This is a genomic window from Streptomyces sp. NPDC058650 (assembly GCF_042717315.1).
Lineage (GTDB): Bacteria > Actinomycetota > Actinomycetes > Streptomycetales > Streptomycetaceae > Streptomyces.
The window spans coordinates 1-19,558 of the sequence record NZ_JBHXRL010000026.1; the positions used below are offsets into that span (position 1 = coordinate 1).

At 73.2% G+C, this 19,558-nt stretch carries 6 protein-coding genes; 4 read left to right on the forward strand and 2 right to left on the reverse strand.

Annotated elements, in window-relative coordinates; translation table 11 throughout:
• Positions 1–89: 89 nt before the first annotated feature.
• Positions 90–905, reverse strand: coding sequence for a dimethylargininase (gene ddaH, locus ACFWWU_RS32660; protein WP_384151181.1), 816 nt, complete (start codon positions 903–905; stop codon positions 90–92).
• Positions 906–922: 17 nt separating this feature from the next.
• A complete protein-coding gene (locus ACFWWU_RS32665) occupies positions 923–1,870 on the reverse strand; it encodes a methionyl-tRNA formyltransferase (protein WP_384151184.1) in 948 nt (315 codons plus the stop codon).
• A gap of 248 nt (positions 1,871–2,118) precedes the next feature.
• On the opposite strand from ACFWWU_RS32665, the gene ACFWWU_RS32670 reads away from it, so the two are divergent.
• From ACFWWU_RS32670 to ACFWWU_RS32685, 4 genes are all read left to right on the forward strand, one after another.
• A complete protein-coding gene (locus ACFWWU_RS32670; RefSeq protein WP_384151187.1) occupies positions 2,119–3,501 on the forward strand; it encodes a lysine N(6)-hydroxylase/L-ornithine N(5)-oxygenase family protein in 1,383 nt (460 codons plus the stop codon).
• 178 nt (positions 3,502–3,679) lie between these two features.
• The gene (locus tag ACFWWU_RS32675) at positions 3,680–4,687 is read left to right on the forward strand and encodes an iron-siderophore ABC transporter substrate-binding protein (protein WP_384151190.1); all 1,008 of its coding nucleotides are present in this window, start codon (positions 3,680–3,682) and stop codon (positions 4,685–4,687) included.
• Positions 4,688–4,868: 181 nt separating this feature from the next.
• On the forward strand, positions 4,869–19,271 hold the full coding sequence (locus tag ACFWWU_RS32680; protein WP_384151193.1) for an amino acid adenylation domain-containing protein: 14,403 nt from the start codon (positions 4,869–4,871) through the stop codon (positions 19,269–19,271).
• A complete protein-coding gene (locus ACFWWU_RS32685) occupies positions 19,268–19,477 on the forward strand; it encodes an MbtH family protein (protein ID WP_384151196.1) in 210 nt (69 codons plus the stop codon). The genes ACFWWU_RS32680 and ACFWWU_RS32685 overlap by 4 nt, the downstream gene beginning before the upstream one ends.
• Positions 19,478–19,558 lie beyond the last annotated feature (81 nt).

The following is a 19,558-nucleotide window of genomic DNA, read 5'->3' on the forward strand; positions in this document are numbered from 1 at the left end:
CCGACGCTCCGCGTCGACTCCCTCCTCCGCCTTGCGATGCACGCCACCAGACGCCGCTCCCTGATCCGGCCTGATCCAAACGACAGACCCTAGGTGGTGGCCGTGCGCAGTTCCAGCGTGCAGCACTTGACGCTGCCGCCGGCCTTGAGGAGTTCCGAGAGGTCCACGCCGATGGGGTGGAAGCCCCGGGCGCGCAACTGCTCGGTCAGGCCGGTGGCGTTGTGCGGCAGGACCACGTTGAGGCCGTCCGACGTCGCGTTGAGTCCGAAGACCGCCGCGTCCTCGGCCGTGGCGATGAGGGCGTCGGGGAACAGCCGCCGCAGCACGGCGAGGCTGCCCGGCGAGAAGGCCGCCGGGTAGTACGCGATCGTCCGCTCGTCGAGCACCGTCAGCGCGGTGTCGAGGTGGTAGTACTCCGGGTCCACGAGCGTCAGCCCGATGACGGGGCGGCCGAAGAACTCCTGCGCCTCGTCGTGCGAGCGCGGGTCGCTGCGGAAGCCCGTACCGGCGAGCAGCCAGTCGCCGGTCAACAGGTAGTCGCCCTCACCTTCGTTGACGACGTTCGCGGTGCGCAGGTCGGGGAATCCGTTGTCGCGCAGCCAGTCGTGGTAGGCGGGGCCCTCCGCGATGCGCTCGGCGTCGCGGAACCTCGCCACGAGCGCCCGGCCGTCGATCACCGTCGCGCCGTTGGCGGCGAAGACCATGTCGGGGAGGCCGGGGACGGGGTCGATCGTGTCGACGGTGTGCCCGAGGCTCAGGTAGACCTCGCGCAGCTTCTCCCACTGGGTGATGGCCAGTTGGGTGTCGACGGGCTTCGCCGGGTCCATCCAGGGGTTGATGGAGTAGACCACGTCGAAGTGGGTGGGCCGGCACATGAGGTAGTGCCGAGGCCGTGCGGTACGCATGGTGAGGGTCCTCGTGGTCAGGGGCGGCTGGTGAGGTAGCCGCCCATGGAAGTGAAGTACTCGGCCGCTCCGAGCTCGCGGCCGTCGTCCGTCCGTACGCGGGTGATGGCGAGGCCGTGGTTGCGGCCGGTGCGCGCGTCGGCTCCGGCGACGATGACGACGCCGTCGCCCTCGCGGTAGAAGATCCGGCCGGGGGTGCCGCCGTACCGGCCCGTGGAGACCACGGCGGAGAGGATTTCCAGACGCCTGCCCCGGTGGAACGTGAAGGCGGCCGGATACGGGTCGGACTGGGCGCGGACCAGGCGCTCGAGGACCTCGGCGGGCCAGCTCCAGTCGATCCGGATGTCCTCTTCGGCCCGCTTGTGGAAGAAGCTGGCCTGCGACCTGTCCTGCCGGGTGAACTCGGTCTGCCCGGAGGCGATCAGGCCGAGGGCGCCGATCGTGACCGGGGCGATGAGATCGACCGTCTTGTGGAAGAGGTCCGTCGCCGTGTCGGTGGGCTCCACGGTGACCGCGTCCTGCCGGACGATGTCGCCGGCGTCGAGCACCTCGTCCATCATGTGGGCGGTGACGCCCACTTCCGGTTCGCCGTTGATCAGCGCCCAGATCAGGGGCGAGAAGCCGGCGTACTTCGGCAGCAGCGAGTCGTGGATGTTCAGCGTGCCGTGGCGCGGCAGGGTGTAGATGCGCGGCGGGATCCACGTACGCCAGTTGTTGGCCACGATGATGTCCGGATCGGCTTCCTTGAGCCGCTCGAACAGCTCCTCGTCGTCGGGCCGGTTGCGGATGACGACGGGGACGCCGTGCTCCGCGGCCAGATCGGCGACCGAGTCGCTCCAGATCTTCTCGTAGGCGTGCTCGCTCTTGGGGTGTGTCACGACCAACACCACGTCGTGCTCGGAGTCCAGGAGCGCTTGGAGGGTGCGATGGCCCCAGGTCTGATAACCGAACATGACGACCCGCATGGGCTTCCTCCTAGGAAGAGCGATTGATCGACGCAAGTAAAGCAAGGCTTACCTAACATGACAACTGGGCCATGTTTCAAGGCTGTTCGAAGCCATTGTTTCGCCATCGATCGTCGCGGGCCGTCGACAGGCGGAGTCAAATCAGGTTAGCTTTACCTAAGTTCCGCTCGGGTCGCCCTCTCCGGTGTGCCCCGAACACCCTGTTCCAGGCCACGCCCCCCACAGGCGGCACGCACGATGGGAGTCACATGTCTCAGGTTCTTCCTGGTGACACACCTCTGGTCCACGACCTCATTGGAATCGGCTTCGGGCCGTCCAACGTGGCCATGGCGTTGGCGCTCAGCGAGCACAACGCCCGCGTCGGCAGGGAGGAGGCGGTGACCGCGCACTTCTTCGAGCGGCAGCCGTGCTTCGGCTGGCACCGCGGCATGCTGATCGACGACGCGACCATGCAGGTGTCCTTCCTCAAGGACCTCGTGACGCTGCGGAACCCGTCCAGCGAGTACAGCTTCCTCTGCTACCTGCAGAGCAAGGGCCGGCTGATCGACTTCGTCAACCACAAGAACCTCTTCCCGCTGCGCGTGGAGTTCCACGACTACTTCGAGTGGGCGGCGGCGAAGGTCGACGACATGGTCTCGTACGGTCACGAGATCATCGCCGTCGAACCCGTCGTCCAGGACGGCGTCGTGGAGTACCTGGAGGTCACCGCCCGCGCCGGCACGGAGCTCGTCGTCCACCGCGCCCGCAACCTCGTCCTCGGCACCGGACTGCGCCCCCGCATGCCGGAGGGCATCGAGCGGAGCGAACGGGTCTGGCACAACTCCGACCTGCTGGCCAAGGTGGACAGTCTGGAGGGCACTGCCCCCGAGCGGTTCGTCGTCGTGGGTGCCGGGCAGAGCGCCGCCGAGAACGTGGCCTATCTGCACCGCCGGTTCCCCGACGCCGAGATCTGCGCCGTCTTCTCCCGCTACGGCTACAGCCCCGCCGACGACAGCGCCTTCGCCAACCGCATCTTCGACCCCGAAGCGGTCGACGAGTACTTCACCGCGCCCGACGACATCAAGCGCAAGCTGATGGAGTACCACGGCAACACCAACTACTCCGTGGTGGACATCGACCTCATCGACGACCTGTACCGGCAGCAGTACCAGGAGAAGGTCCTCGGCACCGAGCGGCTGCGCTTCCTGAACATCTCCCGGCTCATCGGCGTCGAGGACGGTCCGGACGGCGCCCGCGCCACCGTCAGGTCCCTGGTCAGCGGCGAGGAGACCACGCTCGACGCCGACGTGGTCGTGCTCGCCACCGGCTACAGCCCCGCCGACCCGCTCGGCCTCCTGGGCGAGGTCGCCGAGCGCTGCCACCGCGACGAGCAGGGCCGCATCCGGGTCGAACGCGACTACCGCGTCGCCACCGACCCCGAACTGCGCTGCGGCATCTACCTCCAGGGCGGTACGGAGCACACCCACGGCATCACGTCGTCGCTGCTCTCCAACACCGCGATCAGGGTCGGAGAGATCCTCGACTCGGTCGTCGGCCACCGCCCGGCCACCGCCCCTTCCCCGACCTCCGTCCCCGCCCCCTCCTCAGGTGAGGGCCGGCCGGTCGTCGACGGTGTGGGTACGGCCCGCTAGGCCCCGCACCGCACCCCACGCACCTCTCCGCGCCCCCCACGCAACACCCGCCGCTCCCCGTCGGGCAGATGTCCCGTCCCGGCGGGCGCGGCACGCACTGTGAATCCCCCTGAAAGGAACGTCTGTGTCAACTGGTGCACGTCCCGCCCTCGCGCGGTTCGCCAGATCCGCTCCCCGTGTGGCCGTCCTCGCGGTGGCGGCACTCGCACTCGCCGCCTGTGGGGGCGGGACGGAGAAGTCCGGCTCGGCCTCCTCGCCCTCCGGCTCGGCGTCGGCGGACGGAGCGGGCAAGCCCGCCGCGTTCCCCGTCACCGTCGCGCACAAGTACGGCAGCACGACGATCGACAAGGAGCCGAAGACGATCGTCACGCTCGGCCTCTCCGACCAGGACGCGGTGCTCGCGCTCGGCGTCAAGCCGGCCGGCTCGGTCGACTGGTTCAAGGAGCAGCCGTACGGCAAGTGGCCGTGGACGAAGGACAAGTGGGGCTCCACGAAGCCGGTGATCGTCGGCGAGCGCGACGAGTACAACATCGAGAAGATCGCGGAGCTGAAGCCGGACCTGGTCATCGCCCAGTACTCGGGGATGAAGAAGGAGCAGTACGACACGCTCTCCAAGTTCACCAAGGTCGTCGCCCAGCCCAAGGAGCACCCCGACTACGGCGCTCCGTGGCAGGTCATGACCCGGCAGATCGGCAAGGCGCTCGGCAAGGACGCCGAGACCGAGAAGCTGATCGCGGACATCGACACCCGCTTCAAGGCCGTCCGGGCGAAGCACCCCGAGTTCGCGCAGAAGACGCTGGCCGTCGCCGACTCCTTCGAGGCCGGCAAGTACTCGGCGTTCACCAAGACCGACCCCAAGGCGATCTTCTTCTCCGAGCTCGGCTTCAAGCTGAAGCCGGAGATCGACGGCCTGGCCAAGCCGGGCTGGAACGTCGCCGAACTCAGCGCCGAGAAGCTCAACATCCTCGACGTCGACCGGCTGGTCTGGGTCACCTCCAGCACCGAGGCCAACGACCGCATCAAGGCGGAGCCGCTCTACAAGAAGCTGAAGGTCAACCAGGAGAAGCGCGACCTGTTCGTGCCCTACCAGGACCCCGACATCGGCGCCGCGTTCTCCTTCAACACCGTCCTGTCGATCCCGTACGCCATCGACGAGGTCACGCCGCTCCTCGCGGCCGTCAAGTGACGACGCACCGCTGACCCGCACGCCGCTGACGCGGCGCCAGGGGGGCGTCGATCGAACCGACGGCGTGGCGGTCCCGCCACGCCGTCGGCGTTCGAGGCGCACCCCGCGCACGGAGGGGTGCCGAGCCACGCCCGGGACCACCCCACACCGACGCACCTCCAGGGAAAGGCCACTTCGTACGATGTTTGACGTCGAGTCGGACCGGACGTCCGCTTCCGGGATCCCCCTCACCGGCGGGCAATCCGGTATCTGGCTGGCCCAGCAACTGGAGCCGGACAGCTCTGCCTACAACATCGTGTTCGCGCTCGACCTCCGCGGCGGCCTCGACCTGGACCGGCTCGCCGCGGCCGTCCGCCGGGCCGTCGAGGAGGCCGAGTGCCTGCGGGTGAACGTCGCCCCCGGGAGCGACGGGCCACGCCAGACGCTCCGGGACCTCCCCGCCGCCCTCGCCGTCGTGGACCTGCGTGCCGCCGCCGACCCCGAGGAGGCCGCCGCCGCGTGGACCGCCGCGGACCGGGACCGGCCCGTCGACCTGGCCCACGGACCGCTCACCGGCCACGCGCTGCTGCGGCTCGCCGACGACCACGTCCTGTGGGTCCAGCGCTACCACCACATCGTGATGGACGGCATGGGCGTCGCCCTCGTCACCCGGCGCGCCGGCGAGCTCTACACGGCGCGGGAGCAGGCACCGGCGCCCGGCGACCGCTCCCTCGCCCGCCTGGTCGCCGCCGACCGCGCGTACCGCACGTCGGACCGGCACGGGAAGGACCGCGCCTGGTGGGCCGACCGGATGGCCGGCCGGACCGAGCCCGTACGCCTCGTCGAGCGCGGCGCGTCCCCGATGACCCGTCGCCTGCGGCGTACGACGGAACTCGACCCGCAGGCCGTCGACCGGCTGCACGCCGCCGCCCGGAGCGCGGGCGTCCGCCCGTCCCGCGTCCTGCTCGCCGCCGTCGCCGCCTACCTCCACCGCGTCAGCGGCGAGCAGGACCTCGTCCTCGGCCTGCCGATCGCCGCCCGCCAGGACGAGGTCTCCGCGACCGTCCCCGGCATGGTGTCCAACATCGTCCCGCTGCGCCTCGCCGTCGGGCCCGCCGTCACCGGCGTCGCGCTCGTGGCGCACGTGCGCGACGCGGTCGCCGACGCGGTCGCCCACGGCCGCTACCGCGCCGAGGACCTGGCCAGGGACCTCGGCCTCGTCGACGGCGTACCGGAGCTCGTCGGCCCCACCGTCAACATCCTGCCGCGCCCCGAGGGCCTGCTCTTCGCGGACGGCGGAACCGAGCACGCGGCCGAGCTGCGCCCGGAATGGCTCGGGCCCGTCAGCGACCTCGCCGTCAACTTCGCCGAGACCCGGCACGGTCAGGGCCTCACCGTCCACCTCGACGCCGACGCGGACGTCTGCGACGAGGCCGCGCTCGCCGACCACGAACGCCGCTTCCTCGCCCTGCTGCACGCCTTCACAGCGGACCTCGACCGCCCCCTGGGCCACCTCGACCTCACGTCGGCCACCGAACGCGCCCTGGTACTCGACGAGTTCGGTGTGGCGCCGTGCGAAGCGCCGGAACTCTCCTGGCCCGCCGCCTTCGAGCGGCAGGTCCGCCGCAGGCCCGACGCCGTCGCCCTCGTCTGCGAGGACCGCGAGCTGACCTACGCCGAGCTCAACGCCTCCGCGAACCGCCTCGCCCGCCTCCTCGCCGCCCGTGGCGTGGGCACCGAGGACGTCGTCGGCGTGGCCCTGCCCCGCTCGCCGGAACTCGTCGTCGCCCTGCTCGCCGTGATGAAGGCGGGCGCCGCCTACCTGCCGCTGGACGCGGACCACCCCCGCGACCGCATCGCCTACATGCTGTCCGACGCCGGGGCGCGGACCGTCCTCACCGTGGGCGACCTCGCCGGTGAACTCCCCTCGTCGGAGGGCGTCACGCACCTCCTGCTCGACGACCCGGCGACCGTGGACGCCCTCGCCGCCCAGGCCGCCACCGACCCGGGCGTCCCGGTCGCCCTCGACCAGGCCGCGTACGTCATCTACACCTCCGGCTCGACCGGCCGCCCCAAGGGCGTCGTCGTCCCGCACGACGGCGTCGGCAGCCTCATCGCCACGGCGACCGAGCGGATCGGCATCACCGCCGACAGCCGGGTCGTGCAGTTCGCCTCCATCGGCTTCGACGTGACGGTGTGGGACCTGATCATGTCGCTGTGCGTCGGCGGCCGGATCATCGTCGTCCCCGCCGAGCGCCGCGTCGCCGGCCCCGCGCTCACCGACTACATCGCGCGCCACCGCGCCACCCACATGATCCTGCCGCCGTCGCTCGTCTCCGCGCTGCCGCAGGAGTGCCAACTGCCCACCGGCGCCGTGCTCGTCGTCGGCACCGAGGCGGTGCCGAGCGAACTGATCGCCCGCTGGGACGGCAGGCTCCGGGTCGTCGTCGCCTACGGCCTCACCGAGGCGAGCGTCAACTCCACGCTCTGGATCGCCGACCCCGACCGGCCCGGCCCCGCGCCCATCGGCCGCCCCGACCCCAACACCCGCGCCTACGTGCTCGACACGGCACTCCGCCCGGTACCCGCCGGCACGGAGGGCGAGCTGTACGTGGCCGGGCGCGGCCTCGCCCGCGGCTACCTGGGCCGCCACGGGCTGACCTCGGAGCGGTTCGTCGCCGATCCGTACGGCGAGCCGGGCACCCGGATGTACCGCACGGGCGACCGGGTCCGCTGGGGCGCCGACGGCAACCTGGAGTTCCTCGGCCGCGCGGACGGCCAGCTCAAGATCCGCGGCCACCGGATCGAACCCGGCGAGATCGAGAGCGCCCTGATGGCCTGCCCGGGCATCGCCCAGGCCGCCGTCCTCGCCCGCGAGGACCACCGGGGCGCGAAGCGCCTCGTCGCCTACCTGGTCGCGGAAGCGGACGGCGCGGCGGCCGAGGCCGCCGTGACGGTCGCGCGCGCCCACGTGACCGACGCGCTGCCCGACCACATGGTCCCGTCGGCCGTCGTGCTCCTGGACGGCCCGCTCCCTCTCACCCCCAACGGCAAGCTCGACACCAAGGCCCTGCCCGAGCCCCGGTGGACGGCCCTGACCGGTGCCGACACCCCGGGCACCCCGGCCGAGGCCGCGCTCGCCGCGCTGTTCGCCGAGGTCCTCGGCCTGCCGTCGGTGGGCGTCCACGACAGCTTCTTCGAACTGGGCGGCGACAGCATCGTCGCCATCCAGCTCGTCAACCGCGCCCGCGAGGCCGGTCTCGCCATCACCCCGCGCGAGGTGTTCCGGAACAGGACCGTGGCCGCGCTCGCCCGGATCGCCGGCGAGACGGCCACCGCCCCGGCTCCCCGGGTGGAGCTCGACGCGGACGCGCTGCCCGTCTCCCCGCTCCAGGAGGGTTTCTTCTTCCACGCGGAGTTCGACGACCGCGCCGCCGACCTCTACGTCGTCCAGGAACTCCTCGACCTCACGGGCCCCGTCGACCCCGACCGGCTGCGCCGCTCGCTCCAACTGCTCCTCGACCGGCATCCGTTGCTGCGCGCGTCGTTCCGCCAGCTGCCCGGCGGCGAGATCGTCCAGCGGCTCGCCGACCGCGTGATCCTGCCGTGGCGGGAGGCCGACACCGCCACCACCGGACTCGACGCGCTCCTGCGCGCCGACCGCGCCCAGCGGTTCGCCCTCGACCGGCCGCCGCTGCTGCGCGCCACCCTCATCAGGGACGGGCAGCGCCACCGGCTCCTCCTCACCCTGCACCACATCGTCGCCGACGGCTGGTCCGTCTCCGTCCTGCTCCGCGAACTGACCGCCGCGTACGAGGGCGTCGCGCTACCGGAGCCGGTCGCCCCGGAGCCGTACCTGTCCTGGCTGGCGGGCCGGGACCGGGACGCCGCGCGTGCGGCGTGGGGCGAGGCCCTCGCCGGGCTCGCGGGACCCACGCGCCTGCCGGAACTCGCCACCGCGGCCACCGCGGCCACCGCGGCCGCCACCGCCTCCGGCGTCGACACACCGGCCCGGCACGAGCACGTCGACACCCGCCTTCCCCAGGACCTAGCCGACGAGCTGACCGCCTACGCCCGCACCCACGGCCTCACCCTGAGCACCGTCCTCCACGGCGCCTGGGGCCTCGTCCTCGGAGCGCTCACCGGCAGCCAGGACGTCGTCTTCGGCACCACCGTGTCCGGGCGGACCACGGAGGTCGCGGGCCTCGACTCCGCCGTCGGCCTCTTCATCAACACGATCCCGGCCCGGGTGACCCTGCGCGCCGACGAGACGCTCACGGAGCTCCTGCGGCGCGTCCAGGACGAGCACACGGCCCTGCTCGACCACCAGCACCTCGGCCTCACCGACATCCAGCGGGTCGCGGGCGGCGGCGAACTCTTCGACACGCTCGTGGTCCTGGAGAACTACCCGACCGGCGACCGGTCCGGCGGACAGAAGCCGGAGGAGCTGCGCATCACCGGCGCCGAGGTCCTCGACGCCGTGCACTACCCCCTCGCGCTCGTCGTCGAGCCGGCCGACGGCGGGTTGCTGCTGCGGTTCAAGCACGACGCGGCACGCCTCGACCAGGTGGCCGTCGCGGTCCTCGCCGGCCGGTACACGGCCCTGCTGCGGACCGTCGTCGCCGAACCCTCCCGTCTCGTCGGCCGGACCGGCCTGCTCTCCCTCCGCGAGCGGGAACACCTCGCGGAACTCAACGCCACCGGGCACCCGGTTCCCGAGACGACCCTCGACGCGCTCTTCGCCGCGCGGGTGGCGGACGCCCCGGACGCCTCGGCCGTCGTCTTCGAGGACATCACCCTCACCTACGCGGAACTCGACCGGCGCGCCGAGGCCCTGGCGGCCCGGCTCCGCACCCACGGCGCGGGCCCCGAGCGGTACGTCGCCGTCGCGGTGCCGCGCTCGGCCGAGCTGATGGTCGCGCTCCTCGGCGTCCTCCGGACGGGCGCCGCCTACCTGCCCGTCGACCTCGACTACCCGGCCGACCGGGTCGCGTTCATGCTCACCGACTCGGGCGCCCGCACCGTCGTGACGACGGCGGAGGCCGCCGGCCGGCTGCCCGCGGTGCCCGGCCTCGACCACGTCGTCATCGGCGCGAACGACCGGGCCGAGACCGTCCCAGCAGCAGCAGCAGCAGCAGCAACAGCAACAGCAGCAACAGCAACGGCGGCGGGGGCCGCCGGACCCGACCACCCCGCGTACCTGATCTACACCTCGGGCTCCACCGGCCGCCCCAAGGGCGTCGCCGTCACCCACCGGGCCATTGTGAACCGGCTCGCCTGGATGCAGCACGCGTACGGTCTCACCGCCGACGACCGGGTCCTCCAGAAGACCCCGTCCAGCTTCGACGTGTCGGTGTGGGAGTTCTTCTGGGCCCTGACCGAGGGCGCGACCGTCGTCCTCGCCCGCCCCGACGGCCACCGCGACCCGGCCTACCTGGCCGACCTGATCCACGAACAGGCCGTCACCACCGCCCACTTCGTGCCCTCGATGCTCGCCGCGTTCACCCAGGTCATGGAGACCGCCAGGGACCTTCCCGACTGGGCGACGAGCCTGCGCCGGGTGTTCTGCAGCGGCGAGGCGCTCACCGGAGCCGACGCCCGCGGCTGGCAGGACCTCACGGCCGGGACCTCCCGCGGCGGGCGGGGACCCGTCCCCCTCCACAACCTGTACGGCCCCACCGAAGCCGCCGTGGACGTCACGTACTTCCCGTACGAGGGCGGCGACGAACCGGCCGTGCCGATCGGCCGGCCCGTGTGGAACACCCGGCTCCACGTCCTGGACCCGTTCCTGCGCCAGGTGCCCGACGGGGTGCCCGGCGAGCTGTACCTCGCGGGCGTCCAGCTGGCGCGGGCCTACCACGACCGGCCCGGGCTGACCGCCGAGCGGTTCGTCGCCGACCCCTTCGGCGAGCCCGGCACCCGGATGTACCGCACCGGCGACCTGGTGCGGCGGCGAGCCGACGGGGCGGTCGAGTACCTCGGACGCACCGACCGCCAGGTCAAGATCCGCGGCAACCGCATCGAGCCGGGCGAGATCGAGACCGCGCTCGCCGCGCTCCCCGGCGTCGCGCGAGCGGCCGTGGTCGTCCGCGACGGCGCCCTCGTCGGCTACGCCGTCCCGGCCCCCGGCGCCGCCCCGGACTCCGCGGCGCTGCATGCCGGTCTCGCCGGCGCGCTCCCCGCCCCGATGGTGCCCGGCGCCGTCGTCGTCCTCGCCGAACTGCCCCTGACGCCCAGTGGCAAGCTCGACCAGAACGCCCTGCCCGCCCCCGAGGCCGCGCCCCGGGCGGACGGGCGCGCGCCCCGCGACGAACGCGAGCGGGCCCTGTGCGCGATCTTCGCCGACGTCCTCGGCGTCCCGGGCATCGGCGTCGACGACGACTTCTTCGTCCTGGGCGGCGACAGCCTCACCTCGATCACCGTCGCCACCCGCGCCCGCGAGCACGGGCTGACGCTCAGCCCGCGCGACGTGTTCGCGTGCCGCACCCCCGCCGCCCTCGCCGAGACGGCCGCGCACGCGGCCCCGGCCGAGGCCCCGGCCGACCCCACCGCACCCCAGACAACCGAGGTACCCGTGCACTCCGACGGCGTGACCGTCTCCGCCACCGACGCCGGGCAGGCCGCCGCCGCTCTCCAGGCCGTCCTCGCCCTCCAGCAGCAGTCCGGCGCGGCCGTCGACCCGGCTCTGAAGGCCCTGCTCGACCAGCTGACCGCGGCCGCGCCCCCGGAGCCCCCGACCCCCGCGCCCGCCCCGGCCCCGCTGGGCGGGCTCGTCCTCACCCCCGAGGAGACCGAGCGCGTCCACGCCGCCGCCGGACTCCCCGTCGCGGACGTCTGGCCGCTCTCCCCGCTCCAGGAGGGCATGTACTTCCACGCCACCTACGACGCGGGCGACGCCCTCGACGTCTACCAGTCCCAGGAGGCCCTGGACTTCGACCGCCGGGTCGACGCCGACCGGCTGCGGGCCGCCTGCCGCGCCCTCCTCGACCGCAACACCAGCCTCCGCGCCGGATTCACCAGCGACGGCCTGCCCCGGCCCGTGCAGTTCATCGCCGACGGCGCCGAGATCCCGCTGGTGGAGGAGGACCTGACCCACCTCTCCGAGGAGGAGCAGCGGACCCGCGTGGAGGAGCTGCTCGCCGCCGACCGCCGGCAGCGCTTCGACCTGTCCGCCGCGCCGCTCTGCCGGCTGCTGCTCATCCGCCTCGGCGACGGCCGCGACCGGCTCGTCGTCACCCACCACCTCATCCTCTGGGACGGCTGGTCCGCCTGGCTGTTCCTGGAGGAGCTGTTCACGCTGTACGAGCGGGCCGGTGACGCCACCGGCCTGCCGCTGCCCGGCTCGTACCGCGACTACCTGGCCTGGCTCGACGCCCAGGACACCGCCGCCGCCCTGGACGCCTGGCGCGGGACGCTGGCCGGATTCGACGAACCGACGCTCGTCGCCCCCTCCGGACGCGACGCCGGCCCGGTCATCCCCGCCGACTTCGACGCCCACCTCACCCAGGAGAGCAGCGACCGGCTCCGCACTCTCGCCCGGCGCCACGGACTCACCCTGAACACCGTCCTGAACGCCGCCTGGGGCCTGGTGCTCTCGGCGATGACGGGCCGCGGGGACGTCGCCTTCGGCACCGCGGTCGCCGGCCGCCCGGCGGACGTACCGAACGTGGCCGGCATCATCGGCATGTTCCTGAACACCGTCCCCGCCCGCGTCGCCTTCGCCCCGGACGAGCCGCTCCTCGACCTGCTGCGCCGGATGCAGTCCGAGCGCGCCACCGTCATGCCGTACGAGTACGTGGGCCTGGGCACGCTCCAGCAGGAGACCGGCCACCGCCGCCTCTTCGACACCCTCTTCGTGCTCCGCTCGGCCGACGGCGAGGACCGCGCGGCGGAGCTCCGGGCGCGGCACGGCATCACCGGCGTCTCCAACGTCGACGGCACCCACTTCCCGCTCACCCTGATCGTCACGCCCGGCGCCCGGCTGCGGGTGACCCTGGCGGCCAGGCCCGACCTCTTCGACGCCGAGGCGGCCGCCACGATCCTGGCCCGCTTCACGACGGTCCTGGAGCGGCTGGGCGAGGGCCTCGACGGCGCGACGCCCGCCCGTACCGCCGGCATGGACCTGCTGCTGCCGGAGGAGCGCGCCGCGCTGGAATCCGGCCGGACGGCCACCCGCGGGGACGTGCCGGACGAGACCGTCGCCGACATGCTGACGGCCCAGGTCGCCCGTACCCCCGACGCCGTGGCGCTCGTCTTCGGCGACGTCGCCCTGACATACGCCGAACTCGACGCGCGAATCAACCGGCTCGCCCGGCTGCTCCTCGCCCGCGGCGCCGGACCCGAGACCGTCGTGGCGCTCGCGCTGCCCCGGTCCATCGAGATGGTGGCCGCGCTCTTCGCCGTCCTGCGGACCGGCGCCGCCTACCTGCCGCTCGACCTCGACCACCCCGCCGACCGGCTGCGCCTGATGGCCGAGGACACGGGACCGCTGTGCCTGCTGTCCACGACCGCCGTCGCCCCGACGCTGCGCGGCGAGCACGGGCCCGTCGCCCCCGAACTCCTCCTCGACGACCCGGCGGTGACGGCCGAGCTGGCCGCGCTGTCCGGCGCCGGGATCACCGACGCCGAGCGGCCCGCGTTCGCCCGCGGCGTGCCGGACCGGCTGGAACACCCCGCGTACGTCATCTACACCTCCGGTTCCACCGGCCGCCCCAAGGGCGTCGTCACCCCCTACCGGGGTCTGACGAACATGCAGCTCAACCACCAGAAGGAGATCTTCGACCCGGCCATCGCCTCGGCAGGCGGACGACGGCTGCGCATCGCGCACACCGTCTCCTTCGCCTTCGACATGTCCTGGGAGGAGCTGCTCTGGCTCGTCGAGGGCCATGAGGTCCACGTCTGCGACGAGGAACTCCGTCGCGACGCCGAGGCCCTGGTCGCGTACTGCGACGAACATCGCGTCGACGTCGTCAACGTGACGCCCACCTACGCCCAGCTCCTCATCGAGGAGGGCCTCCTCGACCGCGACGAGACCACGGGCAGCGCGACGGGCAGGCACCGGCCCGCCCTCGTCCTGCTCGGTGGCGAGGCCGTCTCCGACACCGTCTGGACGCGCCTGCGCGACACCGACGACACGTACGGCTACAACCTGTACGGCCCGACCGAGTACACGATCAACACCCTCGGCGGCTCCACCACCGACAGCGCGACGCCGACCGTCGGCCTGCCCATCCGGAACACTCGCGCCCATGTCCTCGACACGATGCTGCGCCCCGTACCGCCGGGCTGCCCCGGCGAGCTGTACATCGCCGGTACGGGCCTCGCCCGCGGCTACCACGACCGCGCCGGCCTCACGGCCGAGCGGTTCGTCGCCGACCCGTTCGGCGAGCCCGGCGAACGCATGTACCGCACGGGCGACCTCGTACGGCAGCGGCCCGACGGCCTGCTCGACTTCCTCGGCCGCACCGACGACCAGGTGAAGATCCGCGGCTACCGCATCGAACTCGGCGAGATCTCCACGGCCCTGTCCGCGCACCCGGAGGTCGCCCACGCCGCCGTGGTCGTCCACGAGACCGCCGGCACCAAGCGCCTCGTCGGCTATGTCGTACGGGAGGACTCGGCCGGACCCGGCGACGAGACGCTCGTTCCCCGGCTGCGCGAGCACCTGAAGGCCGGCCTGCCCGACTACATGGTCCCGTCCGCGCTGGTCACCGTGGCCACCCTGCCGCTCACCGTCAACGGCAAGCTGGACGTCAAGGCCCTGCCCGCGCCCGACTTCGCCGGCACGGGCGAGACCCGGGCGCCGCGCACGCCGCAGGAGGAGACGCTCTGCGCGCTCTTCGCGGAGGTCCTCGGCCTCGCCGAGGGCAGCGTCGGCATCGACAGCGACTTCTTCGACCTGGGCGGGCACTCCCTCCTCGCCACCCGGCTCGTCAGCCGCGCCCGCACCGCGCTCGACGCCGAACTCGCGATCCGCGACCTGTTCGAGGCGCCCACCGTCGCCGAGCTCGTGGAGCGCGCGACCGCCCCGCGCGGCGCCGCCCGCCCGGCCCTGACGGCGCTCACGGCCGCCGAGCGGCCCGACGAACTGCCGCTGTCCCACGCCCAGCAGCGCCTGTGGGTCATCCAGCAGATCGAGTGCACCTCGGCCGCGTACAACTTCCCGCTCGTCATGCGCCTGCGCGGCGCCTTCGACCGCACGGCCTGGTGCGCCGCCCTCGCCGACGTGACCGCCCGCCACGAGGCACTCCGCACGGTCTTCGCCGAGCGCGAGGGCCAGGCGTTCCAGCGGGTCCTGCCCGCCGGCGTGCCGCCGGCCGTGGAACACCTGCGCGCCACCGAGGACGAGGTGCCCGGCATCGTCGACGCCGCCGTCCGGCGGCCCTTCGACCTCTCCGGTGAACTGCCCGTCCGCGCCACGATCGTGGAGGTCGCGCCGGACGACCACGTCGTCGCGCTGCTCCTGCACCACATCACCACAGACGAGTGGTCCGACCGCCCCTTCCTGCGGGACCTGACCACCGCCTACACGGCCCGCCTCGACGGCGCCGCCCCCGACTGGGAGCCGCTGCCCGTCCAGTACGCCGACTACGCGCTCTGGCAGCGACGTCTCCTCGGCGACCCGGCCGACCCGGACAGCCTCGCGGCCCGGCAGCTGGAGCACTGGAGCACGACCCTCGCCGGCGCCCCCGAGGAGCTGGAACTGCCCACCGACCGGCCGCGGCCCGCCCGCCCGGCGTTCACCGGCGGCGAGCTGGACATCACCTTCGACCGGACGGTCCACGACGGACTCAAGCGGCTCGCCCGCGAGACCGGCGCCAGCATGTTCATGGTCGCCCACGCGGCCGTCGCCGCCCTGCTGCACCGGCTCGGCGCGGGCACCGACATCCCCCTCGGCGCACCCATCGCCGGACGGGGTGACGAGGCCCTGGACGAACTCGTCGGCTTCTTCGTCAACACGCTGGTGCTGCGGACCGACCTCGCGGGAGACCCCAGCTTCACCGAACTGCTCGCCCGGGTCCGGGAGACCGACCTGGCCGCGTTCTCCCACGCCGACGTCCCCTTCGAGTCGGTCGTGGAGAAGCTCAACCCGACCCGCTCCCTCTCCCGGAACCCGCTGTTCCAGGTGATGGTCGGCTACCACGCCCGCACCGACGACGAGCTGCGGCTGCCCGGGCTCCGGGCCGACTACGTCCCCTTCGGGATCGGCACCGCCAAGTTCGACCTCGTGTTCAGCTTCACGGAGCGGAGCCCCGTCGAGGGCGCCGGGGGTTCCGACTCCCTCGGCTGCCGCCTGGAGTTCGCCACCGAACTCTTCGACCGGGAGACCGCCGAGCTCGTCGCCGACCGCCTCCGCAGGCTGGTCGCGGCCCTCGTCGCGGCCCCCGACCAGCCCGTGTCGCGGGCCGAGATCCTCTCCGCCGAAGAACGCCGACTGGTCCTCGAAGGCTTCAACGGCGCGCCCCGCGAGGTCGACGAGGAGACCCTGCCGGCGCTCTTCGCCCGGTGGGTCGCCGAGCGCCCGGACGCCGTCGCCGTCGTCGAGCGCTCCCGGTCGGTGACGTACGCCCAGCTCGACGCCCGCGCCCACCGCGTCGCCCGGCTGCTCGCGGCCCGCGGCGTCGGGGCCGAGAGCGTCGTCGGCGTGGCCGTGCCGCGCTCGGTGGACATGATCGCGACGGTCCTCGCCGCGCTGAAGCTGGGCGCCGCGTTCCTGCCGCTCGACCTCGTCCACCCGGGCGACCGCCTCACGTACATGATCGAGAACTCGGGCGCGGCCGTCGTCGTCGGCACCGAGTCCGTCGCCGGGAAGATCCCCGACGTGCCGGGCGTCCCGGTGCTCCTGCTCGACGCCCCGGACACCGCGGCCGAACTGGACGCGCTGCCCGCGACGCCGCCGCCCGGCGGACCGGCGGGCCTCCACCAGGCCGCGTACGTCATCTACACCTCCGGCTCGACCGGCCGCCCCAAGGGCGTCGTCGTCCCGCACGAGGGCATCGCCAGCCTCGTCGCCACCGCCGTCGACCGGATGGGCCTCGAACACGACAGCCGCGTCCTCCAGTTCGCGTCCATCGGCTTCGACGTCTTCGCCTTCGAGCTTGCCATGGCGCTCTGCCACGGCGGACGGCTCGTCCTCATCACCGACGAGGCCAGGGTCGCGGGCCCCGCGCTCACCGACTTCCTCGCCGACCAGCGGATCACCCACATGATCCTGCCGCCCTCGCTCGTCTCGGCGCTGCCCCCGGGCTGCGCCCTGCCGGAGGGCTCGACCGTCCTCGTCGGCACCGAGACCGTGCCGCCGGACCTGTTCGAGCGGTTCGGCGCCACCGCGCACCTGATCTGCGCGTACGGACTCACCGAGGCGACGGTCAACTCGACGCTGTGGCCCGCCCGCGAGCACGGAGGCCGGGCCTCCGGACGGGTGCCGATCGGCCGCCCCGACCCCAACACCCGCTGCTACGTCCTCGACGAGCACCTGCGGCCGGTGCCAACCGGTGTCGTCGGCGAGCTGTACGTCGCCGGGCGAGGCCTCGCCCGGGGCTACCTCGGGCAGACGGGGCTCACCTCGGAGCGGTTCGTCGCCGACCCGTTCGGCACGCCCGGCAGCCGCATGTACCGCACGGGCGACCGCGCCCGCTGGCGCGCCGACGGCAACCTCGACTTCCTCGGCCGGGTCGACACCCAGGTGAAGATCCGCGGCTTCCGCATCGAACTGGGCGAGATCGAGGCCGCCCTCGCCGGCCACCCGTCCGTCGCCCAGGCCGCCGTCCTGCCCGACCGCGACGGCGACATCGTCCGGCTCGTCGGCTACGCCGTACCCGAGACCGGCGCGGGGACGACGAGGGAGCTCGACCCGCAGGAGCTGCGCGCCCATGTCGCAGGGCAGCTGCCCGAGTACATGGTCCCCGCCCTCGTCGTCGCCCTCGACGGCCCGCTGCCGCTCACGCCCAACGGCAAGCTCGACCACAAGGCGCTGCCCGCGCCGCGATGGTCCGCGATGACCGGCGACGCCCACCCGGCGACCCCCACCCAGGCCCGGCTCGCCGAGCTGTTCTGCGAGATCCTCAAGCTGGACTCCGTCGGCGTCCACGACAGCTTCTTCGCGCTCGGCGGCCACTCCATGGCGTCGATGCGGCTCCTCGGCCGGATCCGCGCCGAGTTCGGCGTCGAGCTGAGCATCCGGGACGTCTTCGACGCCCTGACCGTCGCCGGTATCGCCGGCAAGCTGGACGGCGCGACGGCCGCCCGCCCGGCGCTGCGCCCCGCGCGGGACGCCGAGCCCGACGGCGACCTTCAGGTGGCACCCGTACAGCAGTGGCAGTGGAACGCGTACCGGCGGAGCCCCGGCTTCGACCACGCGCTCGTGCTGCGCTCGCCCGGCGGACTCGACGCCGACGCCCTCACCGCCGCGCTCGCCGACGTGACGGCCCGCCACGAGCCGCTGCGCACGGCCTTCGCCGCGCAGCCCGACGGGACGGTGCTCCGGCGGGCCGCCGAGGCACCGGCCCCGACCGCCGAGCACTGCGCGGACCTGGACGCCCGACTGGCCGAACTGGCCGGGCAGGCACCGGACCTGGAGCGGGAACCCGCCCTGCGCGTCCGGCTGCTCACCGGCCCGGACGGGGCCCAGGCGGTGCTGCTGACCATGCACTACCTGGCCGTGGACGAATGGTCCGTGGTCCCGCTCCTCCGCGACCTCACCACGGCCTACGGAGCGCGGACCGCCGGCCGGGCGCCCGACTGGGAGCCGCTCCCCGTGACGTACGGCGACTACATCCGCTGGGCGCGCGAGGTCCTCGGCGACGTCGACGACCCGGACAGCCGGGGCGGCCGCCAACTTGCCTACTGGCGCCGGACGCTCAGGGAGGCACCGCGCGAACTGGCACTGCCGGCCGGCGTCCCCGGCCCCCGGACCGAGGAGCACACCGGTCACGGGCCGGCGGCCGGGATCGTCGAGTTCGTCCTCGACGAGCGGCTGCACGCCGACGTGGACCGGCTCGCGCAGGCCACCGGCACCAGCATGTTCATGGTCCTGCACTCGGCGCTCGCCGCCCTGCTCACCGCCCACGGCGCGGGCACCGACCTGCCCATCGGCACGATGGTCGCCGGGCGCACCGACGACCGGCTCGCGGACCTGGTCGGCTGCTTCTTCAACACGGTCCTGCTGCGCACCGACACGGCGGGCGACCCGACCTTCGCCGAACTGCTCGGCCGCGTAAGGGAGACCACGCTCAGCGCCCTCGACCGGCAGGACGTCCCCTTCGACGCGGTCGTCCGGTCGGCCGGCCTGCGGCCGGAGGGCCCGCAGGTGATGGTGATCCACCACGAGCAGGCCGACCTCGACCGGCTGGAGGGCGGCGTGGGTAGCCTCCAGGCCGTCCCCACCGGCTCGGCACGGGCGGAGCTGACGCTCTCCTTCTACGAGCCGCGCGGCGACGGGCCCGTGCACTGCGGGATCATCCACGCCCACGAGCGGATCGGCGCCGCCAAGGCCCGCCGGCTCGCCGAAGAACTCCAGACCCTGCTGCGCACGGTGACAGCCGACTCCGAGCAGCCGCTGTCCGAACTGTTCGACGTCACATCCACGAGGAGTGAGAACGCATGACGACCAACCCCTTCGAGGACTCGCAGGGCCGCTTCTGGGTCCTGGCCAACGAGGAGAACCAGCACTCGCTGTGGCCCTCCTTCGCCGCGGTACCCGCCGGCTGGCGGACCGTCTTCGGTGAGAACACCCGAGAAGCGTGCCTGGCGTACGTGGAGGCCCACTGGACCGACCTGCGCCCGGCGAGCCTCGTGGCCCGGCAGGGCTGAGTAACGAAAGGAGGGGCGTCACGACGATCCGTCGTGACGCCCCTCCGGCGTTTCGCGCCTGAAGCCGGTCGAGCCGGAGGC

What these genes read in the sequence shown, in the direction of transcription:
- ACFWWU_RS32670 (WP_384151187.1), top strand. Translation starts at nt 2,119, where the DNA reads ATGTCTCAGGTTCTTCCTGGTGACACACCTCTGGTCCACGACCTCATT.
- ddaH (WP_384151181.1), bottom strand. Translation starts at nt 905, where the DNA reads ATGCGTACCGCACGGCCTCGGCACTACCTCATGTGCCGGCCCACCCAC.
- ACFWWU_RS32680 (WP_384151193.1), top strand. Translation starts at nt 4,869, where the DNA reads ATGTTTGACGTCGAGTCGGACCGGACGTCCGCTTCCGGGATCCCCCTC.
- ACFWWU_RS32665 (WP_384151184.1), bottom strand. Translation starts at nt 1,870, where the DNA reads ATGCGGGTCGTCATGTTCGGTTATCAGACCTGGGGCCATCGCACCCTC.
- ACFWWU_RS32685 (WP_384151196.1), top strand. Translation starts at nt 19,268, where the DNA reads ATGACGACCAACCCCTTCGAGGACTCGCAGGGCCGCTTCTGGGTCCTG.